19 protein-coding genes are annotated in these 22,887 nt (G+C 70.3%); 7 read left to right on the forward strand and 12 right to left on the reverse strand.

The window, feature by feature from the left end:
• Positions 1-2: 2 nt before the first annotated feature.
• Positions 3-1,055, forward strand: a complete 1,053-nt coding sequence (locus ACYVF3_RS20265; protein ID WP_461156015.1) for an NAD(P)H-dependent flavin oxidoreductase — start codon at positions 3-5, stop codon at positions 1,053-1,055.
• Between the two features lie 169 nt (positions 1,056-1,224).
• On the opposite strand, the gene ACYVF3_RS20270 is transcribed toward ACYVF3_RS20265, so the two are convergent.
• The 3 genes from ACYVF3_RS20270 to ACYVF3_RS20280 are packed head-to-tail and all read right to left on the reverse strand — an operon-like array spanning position 1,225 to position 3,860.
• Positions 1,225-1,851, reverse strand: a complete 627-nt coding sequence (locus ACYVF3_RS20270; protein WP_461155799.1) for a TetR/AcrR family transcriptional regulator — start codon at positions 1,849-1,851, stop codon at positions 1,225-1,227.
• Between the two features lie 48 nt (positions 1,852-1,899).
• Positions 1,900-2,673 (reverse strand): SDR family oxidoreductase, encoded by a 774-nt coding sequence (locus tag ACYVF3_RS20275; protein WP_145741592.1) that lies wholly within the window; start codon positions 2,671-2,673, stop codon positions 1,900-1,902.
• Entirely contained in the window at positions 2,670-3,860 is a 1,191-nt protein-coding gene (locus tag ACYVF3_RS20280; RefSeq protein ID WP_461155800.1) for an acyl-CoA dehydrogenase family protein, read from the reverse strand. Before ACYVF3_RS20280 ends, ACYVF3_RS20275 begins: the two co-directional genes overlap by 4 nt.
• A gap of 171 nt (positions 3,861-4,031) precedes the next feature.
• On the opposite strand from ACYVF3_RS20280, the gene ACYVF3_RS20285 reads away from it, so the two are divergent.
• The 4 genes from ACYVF3_RS20285 to ACYVF3_RS20300 all read left to right on the forward strand — a co-directional run bounded on the left by ACYVF3_RS20285 (position 4,032) and on the right by ACYVF3_RS20300 (position 8,131).
• Positions 4,032-4,886: an enoyl-CoA hydratase gene (locus ACYVF3_RS20285; RefSeq protein ID WP_461155801.1), complete on the forward strand. Its 855-nt coding sequence runs from the start codon at positions 4,032-4,034 to the stop codon at positions 4,884-4,886.
• Positions 4,887-4,889: 3 nt separating this feature from the next.
• Positions 4,890-6,005, forward strand: coding sequence for an acyl-CoA dehydrogenase family protein (locus tag ACYVF3_RS20290; protein WP_461155802.1), 1,116 nt, complete (start codon positions 4,890-4,892; stop codon positions 6,003-6,005).
• Complete coding sequence (locus ACYVF3_RS20295; protein ID WP_461155803.1) at positions 6,002-6,976, forward strand: acyl-CoA dehydrogenase family protein; 975 nt, start codon at positions 6,002-6,004, stop codon at positions 6,974-6,976. The genes ACYVF3_RS20290 and ACYVF3_RS20295 overlap by 4 nt, the downstream gene beginning before the upstream one ends.
• A gap of 78 nt (positions 6,977-7,054) precedes the next feature.
• Complete coding sequence (locus tag ACYVF3_RS20300; protein ID WP_461155804.1) at positions 7,055-8,131, forward strand: acyl-CoA dehydrogenase family protein; 1,077 nt, start codon at positions 7,055-7,057, stop codon at positions 8,129-8,131.
• Positions 8,132-8,277: 146 nt separating this feature from the next.
• Here ACYVF3_RS20300 and ACYVF3_RS20305 read toward each other — a convergent pair whose 3' ends face one another.
• The 3 genes from ACYVF3_RS20305 to ACYVF3_RS20315 form a co-directional block, all read right to left on the reverse strand.
• The gene (locus tag ACYVF3_RS20305) at positions 8,278-8,694 is read right to left on the reverse strand and encodes a MaoC family dehydratase (RefSeq protein ID WP_461155805.1); all 417 of its coding nucleotides are present in this window, start codon (positions 8,692-8,694) and stop codon (positions 8,278-8,280) included.
• Positions 8,695-8,708: 14 nt separating this feature from the next.
• The gene (locus ACYVF3_RS20310; protein ID WP_461155806.1) at positions 8,709-9,170 is read right to left on the reverse strand and encodes a MaoC family dehydratase N-terminal domain-containing protein; all 462 of its coding nucleotides are present in this window, start codon (positions 9,168-9,170) and stop codon (positions 8,709-8,711) included.
• A 236-nt stretch (positions 9,171-9,406) separates the two neighbouring features.
• Positions 9,407-10,567 carry an acetyl-CoA C-acetyltransferase gene (locus tag ACYVF3_RS20315; protein WP_461155807.1) on the reverse strand — a complete coding sequence of 387 codons (1,161 nt, stop codon included), beginning with the start codon at positions 10,565-10,567 and terminating at the stop codon, positions 9,407-9,409.
• Between the two features lie 221 nt (positions 10,568-10,788).
• Between ACYVF3_RS20315 and ACYVF3_RS20320 the strand changes: the two genes are divergently transcribed.
• The gene (locus tag ACYVF3_RS20320) at positions 10,789-11,106 is read left to right on the forward strand and encodes a hypothetical protein (RefSeq protein ID WP_145741613.1); all 318 of its coding nucleotides are present in this window, start codon (positions 10,789-10,791) and stop codon (positions 11,104-11,106) included.
• Positions 11,107-11,197: 91 nt separating this feature from the next.
• Here ACYVF3_RS20320 and ACYVF3_RS20325 read toward each other — a convergent pair whose 3' ends face one another.
• The 5 genes from ACYVF3_RS20325 to ACYVF3_RS20345 form a co-directional block, all read right to left on the reverse strand.
• The gene (locus ACYVF3_RS20325) at positions 11,198-15,265 is read right to left on the reverse strand and encodes a tetratricopeptide repeat protein (RefSeq protein WP_461155808.1); all 4,068 of its coding nucleotides are present in this window, start codon (positions 15,263-15,265) and stop codon (positions 11,198-11,200) included.
• A gap of 152 nt (positions 15,266-15,417) precedes the next feature.
• The gene (locus tag ACYVF3_RS20330) at positions 15,418-16,554 is read right to left on the reverse strand and encodes a GH25 family lysozyme (RefSeq protein WP_461155809.1); all 1,137 of its coding nucleotides are present in this window, start codon (positions 16,552-16,554) and stop codon (positions 15,418-15,420) included.
• A gap of 306 nt (positions 16,555-16,860) precedes the next feature.
• The gene (locus ACYVF3_RS20335) at positions 16,861-18,357 is read right to left on the reverse strand and encodes a tripartite tricarboxylate transporter permease (protein WP_461155810.1); all 1,497 of its coding nucleotides are present in this window, start codon (positions 18,355-18,357) and stop codon (positions 16,861-16,863) included.
• Entirely contained in the window at positions 18,358-18,825 is a 468-nt protein-coding gene (locus ACYVF3_RS20340) for a tripartite tricarboxylate transporter TctB family protein (protein ID WP_461155811.1), read from the reverse strand.
• On the reverse strand, positions 18,825-19,823 hold the full coding sequence (locus tag ACYVF3_RS20345; protein ID WP_461155812.1) for a Bug family tripartite tricarboxylate transporter substrate binding protein: 999 nt from the start codon (positions 19,821-19,823) through the stop codon (positions 18,825-18,827). Before ACYVF3_RS20345 ends, ACYVF3_RS20340 begins: the two co-directional genes overlap by 1 nt.
• Positions 19,824-20,049: 226 nt before the next feature.
• Between ACYVF3_RS20345 and ACYVF3_RS20350 the strand changes: the two genes are divergently transcribed.
• The gene (locus tag ACYVF3_RS20350; RefSeq protein ID WP_461155813.1) at positions 20,050-22,452 is read left to right on the forward strand and encodes a Tex family protein; all 2,403 of its coding nucleotides are present in this window, start codon (positions 20,050-20,052) and stop codon (positions 22,450-22,452) included.
• Positions 22,453-22,508: 56 nt separating this feature from the next.
• Here the strand turns inward: ACYVF3_RS20350 and ACYVF3_RS20355 are convergent, their stop codons facing one another.
• Complete coding sequence (locus ACYVF3_RS20355; RefSeq protein WP_461155814.1) at positions 22,509-22,703, reverse strand: DUF397 domain-containing protein; 195 nt, start codon at positions 22,701-22,703, stop codon at positions 22,509-22,511.
• Positions 22,704-22,887: the final 184 nt, after the last annotated feature.

A 22,887-nucleotide genomic window follows, 5' to 3' on the forward strand; every position in this document is an offset into this window, starting at 1 on the left:
TGGTGCGGACACCGCTGTGCGATCTGACGGGCGTCCGCCACCCCGTCGTGCAGACGGGCATGGGCTGGGTGGCGGGCCCGAGCCTCGTCTCGGCGACCGCCAACGCCGGCGGGCTCGGCGTCCTGGCCTCGGCCACGATGACGCTGCCGCAGCTCGCAGACGCGGTCCACGAGGTCAAGGAGCGCACCGGCGAGCCGTTCGGGGTGAACCTGCGCGCCGACGCGGGCGACGCCGAGGAGCGCGTCGACCTGCTGATCCGGGAGGGCGTCAAGGTCGCCTCCTTCGCCCTCGCGCCCTCGCAGCGGCTGATCGGCAAGCTCAAGGACGCCGGTGTCGTGGTGGTCCCGTCCATCGGTGCCCGCAGGCACGCCGAGAAGGTCGCGGCCTGGGGCGCCGACGCGGTGCTGGTGCAGGGCGGCGAAGGTGGTGGGCACACCGGCGCGGTGGCCACGACGCTGCTGCTGCCGCAGGTCGTGGACGCGGTGGACATCCCGGTCATCGGCGCGGGCGGCTTCTTCGACGGCCGCGGCCTGGCCGCCGCGCTGAGCTACGGGGCGGCCGGAGTCGCGATGGGCACCCGCTTCCTGCTGACCACCGACAGCAGGGTCCCCGACGAGGTCAAGCGGTCCTACTTGGACGCTCAGGTCGGCGACACCGTCGTCACCTCCAAGGTCGACGGCCTCCCGCACCGGATGCTGCGCACGGACCTCACCGACTCGGCCGAGTCCAGCAGCCTCGTCCGGAGACTTCCCGACGCGCTGCGGCAGGCGGTCGCGTTCAAGTCGCTGACCGGGATGAGCTGGCGGCAGCTGATCACCGACGGGCTGGCGATGCGCAAGGCCCAGAAGCTCCCGCTCAACCGGGTCCTGCTCGCCGCGAACACACCGATGCTGATCAAGTCGGCTCTGGTGGACGGCCGCCCGAACGCCGGAGTCCTGCCTGCGGGCCAGGTCACCGGCATGATCGACGAGCTCCCCAGCTGCGAGGAGCTCGTCGACGGCATCGTCACCGACGCGGCCGAGACCCTGCGCCGGACGGCGAAGCTCATCACCTGACACCCAAGCGAACGTGGGCGTCATCCCGGGGGTGGCGCCCGCGTTTCGCTTTGGGGGTCTATCAGAATGCGGCGGCAGTCACCGTCTCAGGTGTGGGAGGTGGGGGAAGTTTTCATGAAAACTTCCCCCGTTTATCCGCACCGCCAAGCAAACCAGCCGCGGAAGAACCTCAGCGAGTGACGATGCCGTCGCAGAGGATGGTGATGTACTGGTCCGCGATCGACTTGATGCTGAGCTTGCCGCCCGGGTTGAACCAGTGGACCGTCGTCCAGACCGTGTCCCGGATGAAGCGGTAGGTGAGCTTGGGGTTGAGGTCCTCGCGGAAGACGCCGGTCTTCTGGCCCTCCTGGATGACCCGCAGCCACGTCTTCTCGAACTCGTCCGCCACGCCGGGCAGGTAGTCGAAGCGCTCGAAGTCGGCGAGGTAGTTGGCCTCGTTCTGGAAGATCGCGATCGCCGCCGGGTGCTTGCGCAGCGCGGAGTACGACTGCTTGATCAGCTCGGTCAGGGCCGTGCGGGGGTCCGAGGCCTCCTCGATGACCTTGGCGTTGGCCTGGCGCTGGTCGTCCAGGAACTCCCGGAGGATCTCGTCCACCATCGCCTCTTTGGAGTCGAAGTGGTGGTAGAGGCTGCCGGAGAGGATGCCCGCCGCATCGGCGATGTCGCGTACCGTCGTCGCCAGGAAGCCGCGCGTGGCGAACAGCTCACCGGCGATCGAGAGCAGCTCGGCGCGACGTTCGGAACCGTTCTCGCGCCCCGGACGGTTGCGGGCGGACAAGCGCTTGGTCGAGACCACCTAGCCATCCTCTCAAAGACCTCGGCGACCTGCGCGGCCGAGGTGTCGTCACGGGTGTTGGTTGGACACGGAGATGACCTCGCCGGTGAGGTACGTCGAGTAGTCCGACGCCAGGAAGACGATCACGTTGGCGATCTCCCACGGCTCGGCCGACCGGCCGAAGGCCTCTCGCTCGGTGAGGGTGGCCAGCAGGTCGTCGGAGGTGACCTTGGCCAGGTTCTCGTGCATCACCAGGCTCGGTGCCACCGCGTTGATCCGGACCCCCAGATCGGCGGCGTCCACCGCGGCGCACCTGGTCAGCGCCATCACGCCGGCCTTGGCGGCGGCGTAGTGCGCCTGGCCCGCCTGGGCGCGCCAGCCCACGACGGAGGCGTTGTTGACCACGACTCCCGGGTTGCCCTGCTCGCGGAAGAGCCGGGTCGCGGCGCGGGTGCAGCGGAAGGTGCCGCCGAGGGTGACGTCGACGACCTTGTCCCACTGCTCGTCGGTCATCTCCAGGATCGAGGCCGTGCCGCCCAGGCCCGCGTTGTTGACCACCACGTCGACCTGGCCGAACGTGCTGGTCGCGGTGTCGAACATGCGCTGCACCTGCGACTCGTCGGTGACGTCGCAGGCGACCGAGGCGACCTTGGCGCCCGGCAGCTCGGCGAGCTCGGCGTGGGTCTCGGCGAGCCGGCGCTCGTGCCGGTCGCTGATGAGCACCTGGGCTCCCTCTTCGAGCATCCGGCGCGCGACCGCGGAGCCGATTCCGGTGCCGGCCGCGGCCGTGACCACTGCGGTCCTTCCGTTGAGCAATCCGTGCGGAGGCGGTGCCTGGGTCATCGGGAGCCCTCCTGGGGTCGGGGTTCGCGCGGCAGGCCGAGCACCCGCTCGGCGATGATGTTGCGCTGGATCTCGTTGGAGCCGCCGTAGATCGTGTCGGCGCGGGTGAACAGGAACAGCCGCTGACGGCTGTCGAGGTCGTAGGGCTCGGCCTGCGCCGTGAGCCCGCTCGGCCCGGCCACCGACATGGCCAGTTCGCCGAGCTCCCGGTGGAAGTTCGACCACAGGAGCTTGACCACCGAGGACTCCGGGCCCGGCGGCCCTTCCGCGCCGAGGAGCCGGAAGACGCTGCAGCGCAGGGCTTCCAGGTCGGTCCAGGCGCGAGCGATGCGGTCGCGCAGGAGCGGGTCGTCGATGGCTCCGTTGGCGCGGGCCTGCTCGGTGATCTCGGCGAGCTCGCGGCGGAAGACGACCTGCTGGTCGACGGTGCCGATGCCGCGCTCGAAGCCGAGCGTGCCCATCGCCACCTTCCAGCCCTCCCCGACCTCGCCCACGACGTGGCCCGCGGCGGTGCGGGCGTCGTCGAAGAACACCTCGTTGAACTCCGAGGTGCCGGTGAGCTGCATGATCGGCCGGACGTGGATTCCCGGCTGGTCCATGGGCACCAGGAAGTAGGAGAGCCCCTTGTGGCGGCTGAGCTCCGGGTCGGTGCGCGCGATGACGAAGCACCAGTCGGCGACGTGCGCCATCGACGTCCAGACCTTCTGCCCGTTGAGCACCCACTCGTCACCCTCCAGGCGAGCGGTGGTGGCGACGTTGGCGAGGTCCGAGCCGGCTCCTGGCTCGGAGTAGCCCTGGCACCACAGCTCCCGGCTGCCGACGATCTCGGGCAGGAAGCGCTTCTGCTGCTCCGGGCTGCCGAAGGCCATCAGGGTGGGTCCGAGCAGTTCCTCACCGATGTGACCGACGCGCACCGGAGCCTCGGCTCGCGCGTACTCCTCGTGGAAGATCACCTGCTCCCCCACGGTCGCTTCGCGCCCGCCGAACTCCTCCGGCCACCCCAGGCACGTCCAGCCGTGCTCGGCCAGCAGCCGGTCCCAGGCGAGCCGCACGTCGAAGCCCTCGTGCTCGCGCCCAGGCCCGCCGAGGCCCCGAGCCTCGGCGAACTCGCCGGTCAGGTTCTCTGACAACCACTGCCTGACCTCGCGGCGGAACGCCGCTTCGCCGGCACTGTCGGTGAGGTCCACGACCGCCTCCTCGGCGTCTCCACGGCGGTTCCGATCCGAACCGCCACACCCCCGCTGGGACGACGCTTTCAGCGCGAACGCCGCCCTCCCTGGATCGGCACTCTACCAAGCACTTGCTTGTTCGGCTAACCTCGACGTGCCGCAATCGCAAGGCCGAGCTAGGAGCGCCCGATGGCAGCAGAACAAGCGGTCGTCAACTACGAGGTTCGAGACCAGGTCGCCGTGGTGACGATGAACCGGCCCGACTTCCGCAACGCGCAGAACTCGGTGATGACCTACGCGCTCGACGACGCGTTCTACCGCGCGTGCGAGGACGACCAGGTCAAGGTCATCGTCCTGGCAGGTGAGGGAAAGCACTTCTCCGCCGGGCACGACATCGGCTCTCCGGAGCGCGACATCGACGTCAGCTACCCGCGTCGGGCGGGCCTGTGGTGGGACCACACCAAGCACTCCGGCGGCGAGTCGCGCTTCGCCCGCGAGCAGGAGGTCTACCTGGGCATGTGCCGCCGCTGGCGGGAGATGCCCAAGCCGGTGATCGCTTCGGTGCAGGGCGCCTGCGTCGCCGGTGGGCTGATGCTGGCCTGGGTCTGCGACCTCATCGTCGCCAGCGAGGACGCCTTCTTCGCTGATCCCGTGGTGAAGATGGGCATCCCGGGCGTGGAGTACTTCGCCCACCCGTGGATGCTCGGCCCGAGGATTGCCAAGGAGTTCCTGTTCACCGGCAAGCGGATGAGCGCCCAGCGCGCCTACGAGATCGGCATGGTCAACCAGGTCGTGCCGCGCGAGGAGCTCTCCGACGCGACGATGCGGTTGGCGGGCAACGTCGCCGAGATGCCCCTGTTCGGGCTGTCGCTGACCAAGAAGGCCGTCAACCAGGCCGAGGACCTGATGGGCATGCAGAGCGGCATGGACTCGGTGTTCGGGCTGCACCACTTCGCCCACGCGCACAACGCCGAGGTCGGCAAGGACTCCCTGGCCGGGATGGACGCGCGCAGCATGAAGAAGTCCAACGAGGAGCGTGGGTGAGCCGTGGACCTGTCGTTCTCCAACACCGATCTGGCCTTCCGCGACGAGGTGCGGACGTGGCTGGCCGAGCGCGTGCCCGCCGACCCGCTGCCGTCGCTGGAGACCGCCGAGGGGTTCGCCGCGCACCGCGAGTGGGAGGAGCTGCTGCACTCGGCGGGGTTGTCGGTGGTGTCGTGGCCCGAGGAATTCGGCGGTCGCGGCGCATCGCTGCTGCAGTGGGTGATCTTCGAGGAGGAGTACTACAGCGCCGGAGCCCCCGGGCGGGTCAGCCAGAACGGGATCTTCCTGCTCGCCCCCACGCTCTTCGAGCACGGGACCGCTGAGCAGAAGCAGCGCTACCTGCCGAGGATGGCAGCCGGGCAGGACATCTGGGCGCAGGCGTGGTCCGAGCCCGAGGCGGGCAGCGACCTGGCAGGCATCCGCTCGACCGCGCGCCGCGTCGACGGCGGCTGGCTGCTCAGCGGGAACAAGACCTGGAGCTCCCGCGCGGCCTTCGCCGACATCGCCTTCGGCCTGTTCCGCAGCGACCCGGAGGCACCCCGCCACAAGGGACTGACCTACTTCCTGTTCCCGCTGGACGCGCCCGGTGTCACGGTGCGGCCGATCCAGCGGATCGACGGCAAGCCCGCGTTCGCCGAGCTCTTCCTCGACGAGGTCTTCGTGCCCGACGAGGACGTGCTCGGCGGGGTCGGCGACGGCTGGCGGGTCGCGATGAGCACCGCCAGCAACGAGCGCGGGCTCACGCTGCGCAGCCCCGGCCGGTTCCTGGCCACCGCCCGGCGGCTCACCGAGGTCCCCGACGCGCTCGACGACGACAGGGTCATCGACGCGTGGATGTCGGCGCAGGCCTACCGGCTGGCGACGTTCGAGACCGTGACCAAGGTCCTCGACGGAGCCGGACTGGGAGCCGAGGCGAGCCTGAACAAGATCTTCTGGTCCGAATTGGACACCTCGATGCACGAAACAGCCTGGGACCTGCTGGGTCCGGAGGCCGAGACCGGTTCCTGGGTCGAGGGGTACCTGTTCTCGCTGGCGGGTCCCATCTACGCGGGGACCAACGAGATCCAGCGCAACATCGCCGCCGAGCGGGTGCTCGGCCTGCCGAGGGGGTCGCGATGAGGTTCGTGCTCGAACCCGAACAGCAGGACATGGCCGACACCCTGCGCTCGATGTTCGCCGCGGCCGACGTGCCGGAAATCGCCCGCGCCTGGGCCGACGGCGACGGCGAGGGCTGGCGCAAGCTGTGGCAGCGCATCGCCGACCTCGGGGTCACCGGCGTGACCCTGCCCGAGGAGCGCGGCGGCCTGGGCCTCGGACCGATCGAACTGACCCTCTGCCTGCAGGAATGCGGTTATGCCGCGCTGCCGGGACCGGTGATCGAATCGCTGGCGCTGCTGCCGTCCCTGCTGCCGGACCTCACCGCCGACGCCACCCCGCGCACCGCGGTCGTCGAGCGGCACGTCCCCTACGCCCTCGACGCCGACCTCGCCGACGAGGTCTACGCCGTCGGACCGACGTCAACCCGCCTGCTGACCGGGATCTCGTTGCAGCGCCGGGAATCCTTCGACGCCACCCGGCGGCTGTTCGAGGTCACGTCGAGCGGGGGCGACGAGATCGCCGGGGCTCATGCCGACCGCGCCTTCGACCTGGCCGTGCTGGGGTGCGCCGCCTACGCGCTCGGGCTGGGCAACCGGATGCTGGACCTGGCCACCGAGCACGTCAAGCAGCGGCAGCAGTTCGGCCGGCCCGTCGGCGAGTTCCAGGCCGTCAAGCACCACCTGGCCAACGCGCTGCTGAAGCTGGAGTTCGCCCGGCCGCTCATCCGGGGAGCGGCGCTGTCGGCGGGAACCCCGCACGGTGGTCGTGACGCCTCGGCGGCCAAGATCGCGGCTGCGGACGCCGCTCACCTGGCCTCCCGGGTCGCGCTGCAGGTGCACGGCGCCATCGGCTACACCGCCGAGCACGACCTGCACCGCTACCTCACGAAGGCCGCGGCCCTGCGACAGTCGTGGGGAACGCCCGCGTGGCACCGGCGGCGCATCGCCGCCGCCCTCGCCACCGACCCGGAAACCCCCATCGGAACCACCTGACGGCCTACCGGACTTCGGTTGGAGTCGGGAAGTTTCGAACGGACGTGGACGGATGTTCGCCTGAGCAAGGAGGTTGGTGTGCGGTTCGCATTCAGCGAGGAGCAGGAGGAGCTCCGGGCGGTGGTGCGCCGGTTGCTGGATCGCCGAGGCGGGCCTGCGGCCGGTGAACCCGACGTCCGGGTGGACGGGTTCGACCGGGAGGTCTGGAAGCAGCTGGCCGAGCAGGTCGGAGCCCATTCGCTGGGGATTCCGGAGGAGCACGGCGGCGGTGGTTTTAGCCTGCTGGAGACGTTGATCGTCGTGGAGGAGCTCGGGCGCAGGCTCTCCGACATCCCGTTCCTGAGCAGCATCGTGCTAGGCGCCGAGGCGCTGCTGGCCGCGGGCGACCCCGAAGCGTGCGGTCGGCTGCTGCCCGGCATCGCCTCCGGCGAGGAGATCGTCGCACTGGCCTGGGCGGAGGCGGATTCCGGTTGGCAGGAGTCGGGTTTCGCCACCACTGCGCGGCGTTCCGGCGAGGGCTGGGTGCTGGACGGCCGCAAGGTCGACGTCCTCGACGGGGCGCAGGCCGACACCGTCCTGGTGCTGGCCGACTGCGAAGGCCGGCCGGCGCTGTTCGAAACCGGATCGGCCACCGCGGTCGCCACCACTCCCCTGGACCTGACCCGCCGGATGGCCGAGGTCCACCTCGCAGGCACCCCGGCGCGGCTGCTGGGACGTCCGCCGGTGCAGCGCATCCTCGACGTCGCCGCTGCCGGTGTCGCGGCCGAATCGGTGGGCGCGGCCCAGCGGTGGCTGCACGAGACGGTGGAGTACACCAAGATGCGCACCCAGTTCGGCCGCCCGATCGGCTCGTTCCAAGCGCTCAAGCACCGGATGGCCGATTGCTACGTGGCGGTGGAATCAGCGCGATCGCTGTCCTACGCCGCGTCCTGGGCGGTGTCCACTCAGGACGAGAGGGCGAGCGAACTGGCGGCCATGGCCAAGTCGGCCTGCACCGAGGCCCATTACGCGATCGCCGCCGAAGGGGTCCAGCTGCACGGTGGCATCGGGATCACCTGGGAGCACGAAGCGCACCTCCAGCTCAAGCGCGCTCACTCCGCGACCCAGCTCTTCGGCACCCCGAGCACCCACCGCGCCACCCTGCTGACGCGCTGAGAACTGTTGAGGGATTGCCCTGCGCGGCCGTGCGGGGGCGCCGGAACCTGATGCACCTGGTGGGTGGGGTGGGGAAGTTTTCATGAAAACTTCCCCACCCCACCCACCCACCACACGACGTCCCGGGGCCTTCGGGTGCGCTCGGTTCAGGGGAGGCGGACCACGGCTCGGGCCTTGGCCAGCACTTCCTCGCCGCCGGAGGTGGCCGAGAGCTCCACCACCGCGCGGTTGCCGTCCAGCTTCTCGGTCACCTGGCCGGCGACCTCGACCTCGACTCCCGCGTCGTCGTCGGGCACGACGACGGGCTTGGCGAAGCGCACGCCGTACTCCTCGACGGCGCCGGGATCACCGACCCAGTCGGTGACCAGCCGGGCGGCCTCGGCCATGGTCAGCATGCCGTGGGCGATGACGTCCGAGAGCCCGGCGGACTTGGCGATCCGCTCGTTCCAGTGAATGGTGTTGAAGTCGCCGGAAGCACCGCAGTAGCGCACCAGCGTCAAGCGCTGGATGGGATAGCGCTGCGCAGGGATCTCCGTGCCCACCTCGACCTGATCGAATGCCACGCTCGCAGCCACGTTCACTGCCCTCCCTCTGCGGTTCCGCGCGAGATGATGGTGTTGACCGCGGTTCCGACCAGGTCGCCGTCGACGTCGACGATGTCGGTCTCGATCCGGATCAGCTCGTTGCGCCCGGCGTCGCGGATCTCCACGATCCGGCCCCGGGTGCTGAGCACGTCACCGGCCCGGATCGGCCGCCGGTAGCTGAACTTCTGCTCGCCGTGCACGACCATCCGGTAGTTCAGCCCGAAATCCGGTCGCAGGATGGGGTTCTTCTCCGACGCCGCACCGGTCGCCACGATCCCGAAGGTCGGCGGTGCGATCACGTCCGGATGCCCGAGCGCCCGCGCCGCGACCTGATCGCGGTACGCGGGGTTCGGATCACCGACCGCATCGGCGAACTCCCGGATCTTCCCCCGAGTGACCTCGTAAGCCTCGTCCGAGGAGAACTCGAACCCGATGTAATCCCTGTTAATAGCCACAATTCCTCCGCCAACCAAAGAACCACGAGCCACGAACCCGAAACCGAGAACCGTCAGGCAAGCACCGAAGGTGCTTTCTCAGTGCCCCACCTATGCAACCGGCACCGCCGGGGGTTCTGAGCGGCGCTGCGGCGAGCACGCCGCGACACCGCGTATTGGCATACATCAGGAGCGGCGCGCGGAGTCCACGGAGCCGCTCAGGTTCCCCTACCCGCACCGCCTCGCAAAACGACCACTCAGAGACGTTCCAGGATCGTCACGTTGGCTGTGCCTCCTCCTTCGCACATCGTCTGCAGCCCGTAGCGCCCGCCGGTGCGCTCCAGTTCGTTGAGCATGGTGGTCATCAGCTTGGCCCCGGTGGCGCCGAGCGGGTGGCCGAGGGCGATGGCCCCGCCGTTGGGGTTCACCTTGGCCGGATCGATGTCGATCTCCTTCTGCCAGGCGAGGACGACGCTGGCGAAGGCTTCGTTGATCTCGACGACGTCGATCTCGGAGGCCGAGATCCCGGACTTCTCCAGCGCGTGCTTGGTGGCCGGGATGGGTGCGGTCAGCATCTTCACCGGGTCGTCACCGCGCACGCTCATGTGCCGGATGCGGGCGCGCGGGGTCAGCCCGTGCTGCCGGACGGCCTGCTCGGAGGCCACCAGGATCGCTGCGGATCCGTCGGAGATCTGGCTGGCGACGCCCGCGGTGAGACGTCCGCCTTCGGTGAGGGTTTTGAGCCCGGCGAGCTTGTCCTTGTCGGTGTCGCGTCGCGGTCCTTCGTCGCGCTCGACGCCGGCGAGCGGCGCGGTCTCACCGCCGAAGTGCCCGCCGTCGATGGCGGCGATGGCGCGGAGGTGGCTGTTCAGCGCGAATTCCTCCATGGCTTCGCGCGAGAGGTCCCACTGCTCGGCGATGAGCTCGGCGCCGCGGAACTGGGTGACGACCTCGTCGCCGTAGCGCTTGGCCCAGCCCTCCGATCCGCAGTCGGGCCCGTAAGCGCGCGGGAACCCGAGCTGGTCGGATCCGCGCAGGGAGCTGCCGATCGGGATGGCGCTCATGTTCTGCACGCCGCCTGCGACGACGAGGTCGTTGACCCCGGACATCACGGCTTGTCCGGCGAAGTGCACCGCCTGCTGCGAGGAGCCGCACTGCCGGTCGACAGTGACGCCGGGTACGTGCTCGGGGTAACCGGCCGCGAGCCAGCCGGTGCGGCCGATGTTCCCGGCCTGCGCGCCGACGGTGTCGACGCAGCCCCAGATCACGTCGTCGACCGCCGCCGGGTCGATTCCGGTGCGGTCAACCAGGTTCTGCAGCACGTGGGCGGACAGGTCCGCCGGGTGGATCCCGCTGAGTCCGCCGCCGCGCTTACCGACCGGCGTGCGAACCGCGTCGATGATGTAAGCCTCCGCCATGAGGAGTCCCTTTCGTCGCCACCAGTGGCCAGCTTGAGAGTAGTCCCGGCAGGACCTCGAAAACAAGCAAGCGTTTGGTTGCACCGAATGACTCGCGTTCGCCCTGCGAACGGGCCATGCAATCACTTTCCGTGATCGACCGGTAGCTCTCCGCTGTGTTAAAGTCTGGCGAATCGCGTGCACGTGCAGATGAACTGCGACGAAAGATCTGGGGGAAGCAGATGCTCTCGTCCGAACAGGTGGGCGGCCAACCTGACCCGAGCATGTGGTTGCGCCAGCTCGTGCTGCGCGGCTTCCAACTCATGCCACCGGTGCGCGACGGCACCGGCGAACTGGAGGCGCTGATCTACGTGCGCCCCCACGGGGATGTCATCGACATCGTGGAAGTGCTGGCCGAGGACCACGTCCGCGCCGCGAGAGTTCCACGACGCGGCGAGATCCGCACCGACGACAACGCAGCCTACTGGCGCACCAGCGGTGCTGTCATCGACGTCGTCGACCAGGTCCTCGCCCTGCCCGAAACGCTCATCCGGGCTTGAGAAGCTGTTCGAAGGATCGGTTCGCTAGGCGGTGCGGGTTGAGTCCCGCACCTGAGGCAGCGGCTCCGCCGGATTCGAAAATGACCCCCGGTCAGCGCGCTTCCCTGCTCCCGACGGGGGTTTCGTCCGCGCGCAGCTCGTTGAGCCGGAAGTTCGCCTGCGCCGCCAGGCGCTCGTCCGCACCCAGCACCCGCTCGTACGCCTGGCGGGCACCAGCGAGATCGCCGCGCCGGTGCAACGCCTCGCCCAGCGTCAGCACGGTCTCCGGGGCCGGGTCCGGGGCCCCGATCTCCACCGCGCAGCGCAAGTAGACCAGCGCGGAGTCCGCGTCGTCGTCCGCCAGCAGCGCGGAACCGGTTTCCTGCGCCCATTCCGCGACGTGCGACTCCGGCACCACGGCCGTCATCCTGCGCAGCGTGTCGGCGGCCTCCAGGTGGTCGCCGTGGCCGCGCTGCTCGTCGAGGACGACCCGCACGTTGTTCAGCGCGTCCTCCCCCAGCTCGGCCTCCGGCACGTGCCCGGCCGCCCTGACGAACGCGTTCACCGCGCCCGGCAGGTCACCCGCCTCGTAGCGGATCAGCCCGATGCCGAACTCACCGCGAGCGGCGACCTCCGGCACCTCGCAATGGGTCACTCGCGCGAAATGGCGTTCGGCCTCGCCCTTGTCGCCCTCGTCCAGCAGCAGCTCGCCGAGCCGGCTGCGGGCGGAGTCCGACTGCACCGGCACGCCCGCCGCCACGGCGCGCTCCAGCCAGCGGATCGCCTCGGCCTGCTCCTCGGCGCGGTCGGCGAGCAGCGAGTGCGCGTGCACCGCGGTGGACGGGTCGTCGGATTCGGCCGCGCGCAACAGCATTTCCGCTGATTCTGGCGCGGTCTCGCCGACCGCCCGGATGCGGCGCTGCAGCGCCGCGCCGAAGATCTCCGGGGACTCGGCCGCGCTTTCGGCCTCGTCCCAGGCCTGCTCGGCCGCGGCGGGCTCACCGGCCCGGTGCTGCAGGTGTCCCAGCAGCACACCGGCTTCCACCGCTGCGCTCCCGCAGCCCTCCGCCCTGGCGTGACGGGCGACGGCGATCGCGCCGTTGAGGTCGTGCACGCGGACCAGCAGCTGCGCCAGGAGGACGCCGGCGCGCGCCACGGCCGCGGGTTCGCCGGTGCGGATCGCGCGGCGGTACCAGCTCAGCGCGATCGCGTTCTCGCCTCGCTCGTCGGCGAGCTTGCCCAGCGCTATGTGCGCCTTCGGACGCGTGGAGCGGTGACCGTGGTCGGAGACGAGGCGGAAGAACGCCCGCGCCTCCGGATCACCGGCTGACCTCGACCGCCGGCCCAGGTCCAGCGCCAGTTCGGAGCAGACGTGCGATTCCTCCTCGTCGGCCTCGCCGAGGACGCGGGCCGCGGTGGCGAGATCGGTCCGGACCGCACACCAGAAGCCACCGATCAGGGCGGACCCGTGGTGCTCGGCCATGAGAGCACGCGCGCCGTCCGCATCGCCTCGGCGCAGCAGGCCATGCGCGCGCTCCTCGACGGATTCCTCCTGCCCCTCAGGGGTTTCCGGTTCCGGTGCGGCGGGCCGGATCTCGGCGAGCCGGGCGGCGGCCTCCTCGGACCTGCCCACTCCGGCGCCGGCTACCTCGGCGAGCAGTTCGGCCGCGTGCTCGGTTCGCCCGTCGCGGTGCAGCGACTCGGCCATGCTGCTCTTCGCGACGGCGGCTTCTTCCGGGTCCGAGCCCTCGGCGGCCCGCTGCCAGACCTCCAGCGCACCATCGGCGTCGCCGTTCTCCTCGCGCAGCGCGCCGAGCAGCAGCAGGCCCCGCTGCCGCAGTTCGGCGTGACCAGACTCGGCGACCAGGCGCAGCGCCCAGTCGGTGAACTCCGGGACCCCGCGGCGCAGGTACCGCTGCGCGAGGTCGAGGCACAGCCTGCTGGCGGTGTAGTGCGGTTCGTCCTCGTCCGCGAGCAGCAGGAAGCTGGCACGCGCCGGTTCCAGCTCCTGGCGCAGCGCGCGCATCGCGAACACCGACTCCGAGGCCGCCGTCGACGACGACCCCGCGGCCCGGGTGAACATGTCCAGCGCCTGGTCCAGCCGGTCGTTGTCGACGTGGTGCTCACCGAGCAGGAACGCCGCGCGGGGCCCGTACTCGGGATGCCCGCTGACGGCCGTGCGCTGGTAGAGGTCGATCAACGCGTCATCGCGTTCCAGCGTCCGGTAGATCAGCGACAGCTTGCTGAACACGTCGCCGAGGATCACCGGGTGCCCGGTGGCCAGGGCGGCCTCGAACGCGGCGATGGTGCCGTCCGGATCACCCTGCTCCATGAGCAGATCGCCGAGCCTGCCGGCGGTCCACGGTCGCAGCGCGGGGTGCCCCTCGTCGACCACGCGTTGCAGCAGCCCGAGCGCGCGCTCCTGCTCGTCGCCGAGCAGCAGGTGTTCGGCGAGCCCGTAGCGAGCTGCGGTGGCGACCAGGGCGTTCGGTGACTCGGAGAGCCGAGCGAGGTCTTCCGGCGGTGCCGCACCGTCGCGTTCGGCGCGGGCGGCCTCGACGAGCTCGCGCACGGCCGGTTCGGTCGCGGACAGCAGAGCGTCCACTTCGGACTCGTCATCGCGCTCGACGCGCAGCAGCACGGGAAGCACGTCGCGGGCCGCGGGCTCGTCGAACAGCGCGTGGACGAACGCGGCGTGCCGCGCCTCCGCTCCGGCATCGCTGACGGCGAGCCGCCGCAGCAGGTGCCGGGCGCGCCCCGGATCACCCAGCGCGGCTTCGGCGATCGCGAGGGAGACCTGCGCGCGAGCGGACTTCTCGGGGGCGCCGTCGATGAGCGCCTCGTACGACTCGCGCGCGGCGACGATGTCGCCGGACGCAGCGGCCTGCCTCGCGCGACGCTCCAGCTCGGCGGGGCTCAGGGGTTCGTCGGGCTCGGACGCGGGCTCCGGTTCGATCGGCGGGATCACCAGCTGCGCGGTGTCCTCCACGCCCGGATCCGGTTCCTCGCTGTCCATCATGGACAGAGCCAGAGCGGCCTCGTGCGCGACGTGGGCGTCCTCGGCGTCCGCGGCGAGCCGGAACGACTCCGCGGCCGCGTCCTCGTCTCCGAGGTCGTAGCGCAGCACGCCGACGTGGTAGGCGGCGCGCGGCGCCTTGTCCGGGTGCCCGGACGCCACCACCATGCCGAAGGTCTCGATCGCGGCCTCGACCTCACCGGTGTCGCGCTGCAGCTCCGCCAGCACGCCCAGTGCTTCCAGGCCGTACCGCGGGTGCCTGCTGTCGATGACCCGCTGCAGCGCCTCGCGCGCCTGCTCGACGCGGTCCAACCGGCGCAGCTGGAGGCTCAGCTGGATCAGCGCCCGCAGCCGCACGCTCGGACGCGGGTCCCGAGCGGCGCGCTCGTAGGCGCGCGCGGCACCGGCCGGATCATCCAGCGCCACCAGCACGCCGCCCAGCAGCACGTGACCCCACGCGAGGTGCTCAGGATGGCCGAGCTCGATGATCTTCTCGGCCAGCTGCTTGGTGACCTCGGTCTCGCCGACGTGCAGGGCGTAGAGCTTGCCGGCGCCGAGCGAGCCGTAGTGCGGATGACCGCTGTCGAGGAGCTTGCGCAGCAGCGGTTCGGCGTCGTGGTCGCGCCCCTGCTCCAGCATCGCCAGCGCGCGCTGGTAGGCGATCTGCAGGAACTCGGTTCCCTCGGTGCGCTCGGGCGGCAGGTTGAGGTGCTGAGCTTCTTCGACCACGGCGGGATCACCGCAGGACAGCGCCCGGGTCCGGGCTTCGCGCGCGCCGGCGATGTCGCCGAGCTGCTGGAGCACCTGCGCCAGCAGGACATCGGCGCGGCCAGCGTCATCAGGCTCGGCGCCTTCGGTGGCGAAGCGGAGCAACACCTGGGCGGTCGGCAGTTCCCCGGTGTTGAGCAGCAGGTGGCCGAGGGCGATGGCGGCGGCCTGGGCGTGCACGGGGTGACCGGAGTCGATCACGCGCTGGTAGACGTCGCGAGCGGCGACGAGGTCGTCGTCCTCGGTGAGGATCGCGCCGAGCATCAGCCCGGCTTGGGCGGCGGCTTCGTAATCACCTTCGTCCAGCACGGTGCGTAACGCCTGCGCAGCGGCGTCGTGATCACTGTCGAGCAGCAGCTGCCTCGCTCGAGTGACCTCTTGCTCCCACCGTGACATTCCGCCGCGCCCTCCGATCGGGTGATCGCCGCTGACGAGAATATCGCCCTTCGGGCGTTCGCAAACCGGCCGCGGCCACCTTTCCCCCGCACGCGCGAAAGAGCGGGCCGCCCATGCGATGGACGACCCGCTCTCCGGGATTCAGCACGCGGTCAGCTGGCGAGCTCCTTGAGGCGCTCGAGGCCTTCCTTGTACTGGTTGATGTCGGTGTTGCCGCCGATGCCGGCAACGTTGCCCTTGTCGGTGTACTGCCAGAAGTCCCAGTCCTGGAAGCCCTTGGGCACCGTCGGGCTGTCGACCTCGTAGGCGGCCAGCCACAGGTTGTGGTTGCTGAAGGTGTCGGTGCCGCCCATGCACTGCTTCCAGAAGGACGGGTTCGCGTAGATGATCGGGTCCTTGCCGGTGCGCTGCTTGACCGTGTCGTTGAACGACTTGGTCCACTGGTGCATCTGGTCGACGCTCATGTCGTAGCAGCTACCGCCGTTGGGATCGACCTCGAGGTCGAGCACCGGAGGCAAGGTCTTGCCGTCGTTCTGGTAGTCCATGATGTCCAGGAAGCGGTTCGCCTGGGTCGCACCGTCGGAGTCGTCCGGCCGCGCGAAGTGGTAGGCACCTGCGATCAGGCCCGCGTCCTTGGCGCCGTGGTACTGCTCGGCGTACTTCGGGTTGGCGAAGTCGGTGCCATCGCTGGCGAGCACGAAGGTGAACTTCTTGTTGTCGCCTGCGACCTTCTTCCAGTCGATGTTCCCGTTGTGGTTGGAGACGTCGATGCCTTCGACCGGCGGGCCCAGCGGGGCGTCCTGCGTGTTGTCGGACGTGGTCTCCGCGCGGGTCTGCGGGTTCTCCGCCTTCTTCTGCTCCATCGGGGAGGCCATCGCGGCTTCCTCGACGTCGCGGTCGTCACCGCCGGCGAGGCCGCCGATGATCAGGCCGACGATGCCGACGGCTGCGATGCCGGCTCCCACCTGCATGGAGCGCAGTCGGGGGGCGTTCTTGACGGACTCGGGGACGTGCGGCGCGACCCTCTCCCGGAGGCGCCGCACGGCGGGGGCGTCTTGCACGCGCTGCAGCAGCGGCGACAGCCACTGCATCAGGCGCTGGAGCAGCGGCGCGAGCCACTGGCCGACGCGGTGCGCCGCCGGCCGCACGCGATCCACTGCCGTGCGCAGGGCGTCGTCGACGCCGGTCGCCTTGGCCTGCCAGCCGCGCTCGTTCGCCTCGTGCTTCGGGGTCGAGACGTGGTCGTTGCTTTCGGGGGATCTGCTGTGGTCGGGGGTCTCGGGTTTCACGAGCCCCACACTCCGCGACGGAGAGTGTGCTGCCATCGAGGTATATACCTAGGCGACTACCTAGGTTCACCCCATCGGGTATCACTGCCCACATACTCGGCTACTCGCCGTGAGTCGCCCCCAGAGCTGGACGAATCCTAACCACACCAGAGCTCCGCCCAGTCACCACCCCGCACGAACCTCAGCCTGCCTCGTTCCCGGGTGTGGCCTGGGTCGGGGGCGGTTTTGGTCCGACACGTCCATGATCAATGTCCGTTTTGCCGGGACACTTCGGACCAAAACTGCCCCCGACGCGGTCACCGCCCGTCACCGACTACTGCCCGTCAGGGTGCGGCGGAGCGGGGCTGCGATGGCGACCAGCAGGGCCAGGGCCGCCACGGCCCAGAGGGTGAGGGTGATGGGACCCGACAGCAGGATCGAGAGGTCGCCCTCGGAGAGGGTCAGCGCGCGCCGGAGCTGCTGCTCGGCGATGGGCCCCAGGATCAGGCCGACCACCGCCGGGGCGACGGGGATGTCCGCCTGCCGCATCAACAACCCCAGCAGCCCCAGCACGCACAGCACCACCAGGTCCACCGTCGTCCCCCCGGCCGCGTAGGTGCCGAGCGTCGCGAACACCAGCACCCCGGCGTAGATGCCGTAGGCGGGGATCGTCAGCAGCGCCGCCCACATCCGCACCAGCGGGAGGTTGAGCACCAGCAGCATCAGGTTCCCGATGTAGAGGCTGGCGATGAGCGTCCACACCAGCGGTCCGGACTCCTCGAAGAGCTCCGGTCCGGGTTGCAGCCCGTAGGACTGGAAGGCCGTGAGGATGACCGCCGCCGTCGCCGAGGTCGGCAGCCCGATGGTCAGCAGCGGCACCAGCACGCCCGCCGACGCGGCGTTGTTGGCGGCCTCCGGCCCGGCCACGCCTTCGATGGCGCCGTGCCCGAACTCCTCGGGATGCTTGGTCAGCTTCTTCTCGACGCTGTAGCTCAGGAACGTCGGCACCTCGGCGCCGCCCGCGGGCAGGCTGCCGATCGGGAAACCCAGCGCGGTCCCGCGCAGCCACGCCGGCCACGACCGCCGCAGGTCGGAGCGGGACAGCACGACGCGCTCGCGCAGCGGTTGCACGGTCGAGGCGCCGGTCCCGCTGAGCAGGTGCCCGAAGGACTCGCTGAGCGCGAACAGCGCGATCACCACGATGACCACGTCGACACCGTCCAGCAGCGAGTCCACCCCGAACGTCAGCCGGGGCTGACCGGTCTGCGAGTCGATGCCCACCAGGCCGATCGCCACCCCGACCAGCAGGCTCGCGACCCCCTTGAGCAGGTCCGGGCCGAGCAGCGCGCTGACGGTCACGAACGCCACCGCCATCAGCGCCACGTACTCGGGCGGCCCGAAGCTGGTGGCGAACCCGGCGACCACCGGCGCGAGGAAGGTCAGGCCGAGCGTCCCGATGGTTCCGGCGACGAAGCTGCCGAGCGCTGCGGTGGCCAGCGCCGCCGCGGCGCGTCCGGACCGCGCCATCTTGTTGCCCTCCAGCGCGGAGACCATCGATGCGCTCTCACCGGGCGTGTTGAGCAGGATCGAGGTCGTCGACCCGCCGTACATCCCGCCGTAGTAGATGCCGGAGAACAGGATGAGCGCGCTGGAGGCTTCGAGCCGGAAGGTGATGGGCAGCAGCAGCGCGACGGTCAGCGCGGGCCCGATGCCCGGCAGCACTCCCACGGCCGTGCCGATGGTCACGCCCACCAGCGCCCACAGCAGGTGGCCGGGGGTGAGCGCGTTGCCGAACCCCTCGAGCAGCAGTCCGATCTGTTCCACCTAGAAACCCCAAGGTCCGCTGGGCAGGCTCAACCCGATGAGCCGGTCGAAGACGAGGAACACCGCTGCCGCGAGCGCCCACCCGTAGGCCAGCACGACCCAGCGGCGGGGAGCTCCGAGCAGCAGCGCGGCGGCCACGAACAGACCGGTGGCCGCGACCACGTACCCGATCACCGGCAGCAGCACGGCGAACGCCAGCAGCACGGCCGCCAGGCCGACCACGCGCCACCGGGCGCCGGAGACTTCCTCCCGCTCGGCTCCGGACAGCCCGATCCCGGACCGCACCAGCAGCCCGATGCCGACCGCGGCCATGAGCACCGCGACGACGACCGGCATCACCGCGGGCCCCATCGCCGAGCCCTGGTCGGGCAATCCCATCGCGTCGACGACCAGCACCACCGACGCCAGCAGCATCAGGGCCCCGAAGGCGCCGGTGGCGAACGCGGTCCGCCGGTCCTGCACGGCCATCACCCCAACCCGATCTTGGAGAGCACGTCGGCGACCCGGTCCTGCTCACCGCGCAGGAAGGTCTCGAACTCGGGGCCGCCCAGGGTCGCGTCGCCCCACCCCTGCTCGGCGAGCGTCTTGCGCCATGCCGGCGACCGGGTCATCTCCAGCAGCGCCTGCTCCCAGGCCCGCTCCTGCTCCGCGGAGATGCCCTTCGGCGCGACGACTCCGCGCCAGTTGTCCAGTTCCACGTCCAGTCCGCTCTCCACGAGCGTCGGCACGTCCGGCAGCGTGGGCGCCCGCTGCGCGCTGGAGACCGCCAGCGCCCGCATCTGCCCGGAGGAGATCTGCGGTTCGAGCTCGGAGACACCGGAGATCGCGATGGTCGCCCGCCCGGACAGCGCGGTGCTGAGCAGTTCGCCGCCGCCGGAGTGCGCGACGTAGGACAGCTGCGCGGGGTCGGCACCGGTGGCTTGGGCGAGCAGGCCGGCCAGGATGTGCTCGGCTCCACCGGCCGAGCCACCCGCGATGGACACCGCTCGGAGGTCCTCGCGCATCCGGGCGGTGAGGTCCGCCAGCGAGCGGATCGGCGAGTCCTGCGGCACCGCGATGACTTCGGCGTCGGTGGTGAGCCGGATCAGAGGTGTGGTGTTCTCCAGCGAGACCGGCGAGTCGTTGGCCTTGACGGCGCCGACCATGATCAGTCCGGTCACCAGCAGCTGCGACGGATCTCCCTGGTGGCGGACGAACTGGCTGAGCCCGATCGTCCCGCCCGCGCCGGTGACGTTGTAGACCTCGGTGCGCCCGACGACGTCCTGCAGCGAGTTCTGCATCTCGCGCGCGGTCTGGTCCCACCCGCCGCCGGGCGCGGCCGGTGCCATCAGCCTCGGCTGCCGGTCGCCGAGCACTTGGGCGACGGGACTGCCCTGCCTCTGCTCGGCCGGTGCGGTGGCCACGACAGCGCAGGTGAGCAGCACCGCCACCGCCCAGGGGATCGCTGTCGCCGGAGAGTTCCGCATCGTTCGCCTCGTTCACCGTCGAACGGACTGTCCACAACTGTATACAGTCGCGATCTCCGTGAGACAAGGGTCACAGACGCCCGAAATCGGTACCGTCCAACGGATCCCGAACGACCCCGGCCGAACCGACACGCCGGGCCGAGTGGCACGGTTGCGCTGGACTCCCGTCGGGCACAATGCTCGATCGGATCTGGCGAAGATCGCAGAGAAGGCGGAACCAGGAAACGTGACGACTGTTCATCAGAAGATCGCCGAGGAGCTCGGGGTCCGCGAAGGCCAGGTGGCCTCTGCTGTCGAGTTGCTCGACGGCGGGTCGACCGTGCCCTTCATCGCGCGCTACCGGAAGGAAGTGACCGGGGCGCTCGACGACGCCCAGCTGCGCACGCTCGAAGAACGGCTGCGCTACCTGCGCGAGCTCGAAGAGCGGCGCGCCACGGTGCTGGAGTCGATCCGCTCGCAGGACAAGCTCACCGACGAGCTCGAAACCCAGATCAACGCCGCGGATTCGAAGGCGCGCCTGGAGGACATCTACCTCCCCTACAAGCCCAAGCGGCGCACCAAGGCCCAGATCGCCATCGAGGCCGGTCTGGAACCCCTTGCCGACCAGCTGCTCTCGGATCCGAGCAACGATCCGCAGACCACCGCAGAGGGTTTCGTGGACGCCGACAAGGGCGTCGCCGACACCCAGGCCGCGCTGGACGGTGCCCGCTCGATCCTCGTGGAGCGCTTCTCCGAGGACGCCGACCTGATCGGTGAGCTGCGCGAACAGGTCTGGACGCGCGGCCGGATCGTCTCCAAGGTCCGCGAGGGCAAGGAGGAGGAAGGCGCGAAGTTCGCCGACTACTTCGAGTTCGACGAAGCGTTCACCGCCCTGCCCTCGCACCGCATCCTCGCGCTGTTCCGCGGTGAGAACGAGGAGGCGCTGGAGCTCTCGCTGGAGCCCGACGACGGCACCCCGGTGGAAGGCCCGACGCCCTACGAGCTGCGGATCGCCCAGCAGTTCGGGATCTCCGCGCAGGGCCGCCCGGCCGACAAGTGGCTCTCGGACGTGGTCCGCTGGGCGTGGCGCACCCGCGTGCTGACCCGGCTGAGCGTCGACCTGCGCCTGCGGATGCGCCAGCACGCCGAGGACGAGGCCGTCCGGGTGTTCGCCGCGAACCTCCGCGACCTGCTGCTGGCCGCGCCCGCGGGTTCCCGCGCCACCATGGGTCTCGACCCGGGCTACCGCACCGGTGTCAAGGTCGCGATCGTCGACGGCACCGGCAAGGTGGTGACCACCGACACGATCTTCCCGCACCAGCCGCAGCGGCAGTGGGACCAGGCGCTGGCCAAGCTGGCCGCGCTGGCCCAGCAGCACGACGTGGACCTGATCGCCATCGGAAACGGCACGGCCTCGCGGGAGACCGACAAGCTGGCCGGCGAGCTGATCAGCAAGCACCCGGAGCTGAAGCTCAGCAAGGTCTCGGTGTCCGAGGCCGGTGCGTCGGTCTACTCCGCCTCCGCCTACGCCTCGCGCGAGCTGCCGGACATGGACGTGTCGCTGCGCGGCGCGGTCTCGATCGCCCGCAGGCTGCAGGACCCGCTGGCCGAGCTGGTCAAGATCGATCCGAAGTCCATCGGCGTCGGCCAGTACCAGCACGACGTCTCCGAGTCGAAGCTGTCGCGCTCGCTGGACGCTGTGGTCGAGGACTGCGTGAACGCGGTCGGCGTGGACGTCAACACCGCGTCCGCGCCGCTGCTGACCCGGGTTTCGGGCATCAGCGACACGCTCGCGGCCAACATCGTGGGCCACCGCGACGGCAACGGCCCGTTCCGCGACCGCAAGGCGCTCAAGGACGTGGCGCGACTGGGCCCGAAGGCGTTCGAGCAGTGCGCGGGCTTCCTGCGGATTCCCGACGGCGACGACCCGCTGGACTCCTCCGCGGTGCACCCCGAGGCCTACCCGGTCGTGCACCGGATCCTGGCGAGCACCAGCAGCGAGATCGGTTCGCTGATCGGCAACGCGACGCTGCTGAGGCAGTTGAGCCCGCAGGACTTCGTGGACGAGCAGTTCGGTCTGCCGACCGTCACCGACATCCTCGCCGAGCTCGACAAGCCGGGGCGCGACCCGCGTCCGGAGTTCAAGACCGCGACGTTCGCCGAGGGCGTGGAGAAGATCGCCGACCTCCAGCAGGGCATGACCCTGGAGGGCGTGGTCACCAACGTCGCCGCGTTCGGCGCGTTCGTCGACGTCGGAGTCCACCAGGACGGCCTGGTGCACGTCTCGGCCATGTCGAAGAACTTCGTCAACGACCCGCACGACGTGGTCAAGTCCGGTGACATCGTCCGCGTGAAGGTCCTCGACGTCGACATCCCGCGCAAGCGGATCTCGTTGACGCTGCGGCTGGACGACGAGCCGGGCAAGGGCGGCAAGCCCGAGCGCGCCGAGCAGGGCTCCCGCGCCGGAGGCGGCCGGGGCAACGGCCCGCGCGGCGGAGGCGGCAACGGCGGCGGCAACCGCAACGGCGGTGGTCCGCGCGGGGGCAACGGCGGCGGCAAGCAGAACCGCGGCGGTGGCCGTCAGCGCAACGACGCTCCCAGCGGTTCCATGGCCGACGCCCTCCGCAGGGCGGGTTTCGGCAAGAACTGAGATAGAACGCGCCGAAGGGGCTCCTCCGATTCGATCGGGAGGAGCCCCTTCGCACGTCAACGGTCGAAACGCCCGGTCTTGACCGCGGTGAGGAACGACCTCCACTGCTCCGCGGAAGCCGTGAGGTAGCGGCCGTCCTGGTGCCTCGAATTCCGCACGGCAACACCGGGTCTCAAAGGGCCTACCTCGACGCGGGAACTCACGTTCTGAGACCGCGACGAAGCTCGCCACCCGGCCGGGTTCGGTGTCATGTTCTCGCGCCTTCCAGCTCATCGAGGATGGCGACCGGACCCGCGTCCGCACGGACCGTCGCCAGTCCTTGCGGGATAATGATGGCATCCGGGCCGCGGGCCCCTTCCTGGCGGCGACAACGACCAGAACCAGGATTTCGACGGGATTCGCAGCTCGCTCTCCGCTGAAACGGCGTCACCCCAG

The sequence above is a fragment of the Saccharopolyspora tripterygii genome (assembly GCF_054778355.1).

What these genes read in the sequence shown, in the direction of transcription:
- ACYVF3_RS20340 (WP_461155811.1), bottom strand. Translation starts at nt 18,825, where the DNA reads ATGGCCGTGCAGGACCGGCGGACCGCGTTCGCCACCGGCGCCTTCGGG.
- ACYVF3_RS20355 (WP_461155814.1), bottom strand. Translation starts at nt 22,703, where the DNA reads ATGACACCGAACCCGGCCGGGTGGCGAGCTTCGTCGCGGTCTCAGAAC.
- ACYVF3_RS20320 (WP_145741613.1), top strand. Translation starts at nt 10,789, where the DNA reads ATGCTCTCGTCCGAACAGGTGGGCGGCCAACCTGACCCGAGCATGTGG.
- ACYVF3_RS20345 (WP_461155812.1), bottom strand. Translation starts at nt 19,823, where the DNA reads ATGCGGAACTCTCCGGCGACAGCGATCCCCTGGGCGGTGGCGGTGCTG.
- ACYVF3_RS20275 (WP_145741592.1), bottom strand. Translation starts at nt 2,673, where the DNA reads ATGACCCAGGCACCGCCTCCGCACGGATTGCTCAACGGAAGGACCGCA.
- ACYVF3_RS20325 (WP_461155808.1), bottom strand. Translation starts at nt 15,265, where the DNA reads ATGTCACGGTGGGAGCAAGAGGTCACTCGAGCGAGGCAGCTGCTGCTC.
- ACYVF3_RS20285 (WP_461155801.1), top strand. Translation starts at nt 4,032, where the DNA reads ATGGCAGCAGAACAAGCGGTCGTCAACTACGAGGTTCGAGACCAGGTC.
- ACYVF3_RS20295 (WP_461155803.1), top strand. Translation starts at nt 6,002, where the DNA reads ATGAGGTTCGTGCTCGAACCCGAACAGCAGGACATGGCCGACACCCTG.
- ACYVF3_RS20315 (WP_461155807.1), bottom strand. Translation starts at nt 10,567, where the DNA reads ATGGCGGAGGCTTACATCATCGACGCGGTTCGCACGCCGGTCGGTAAG.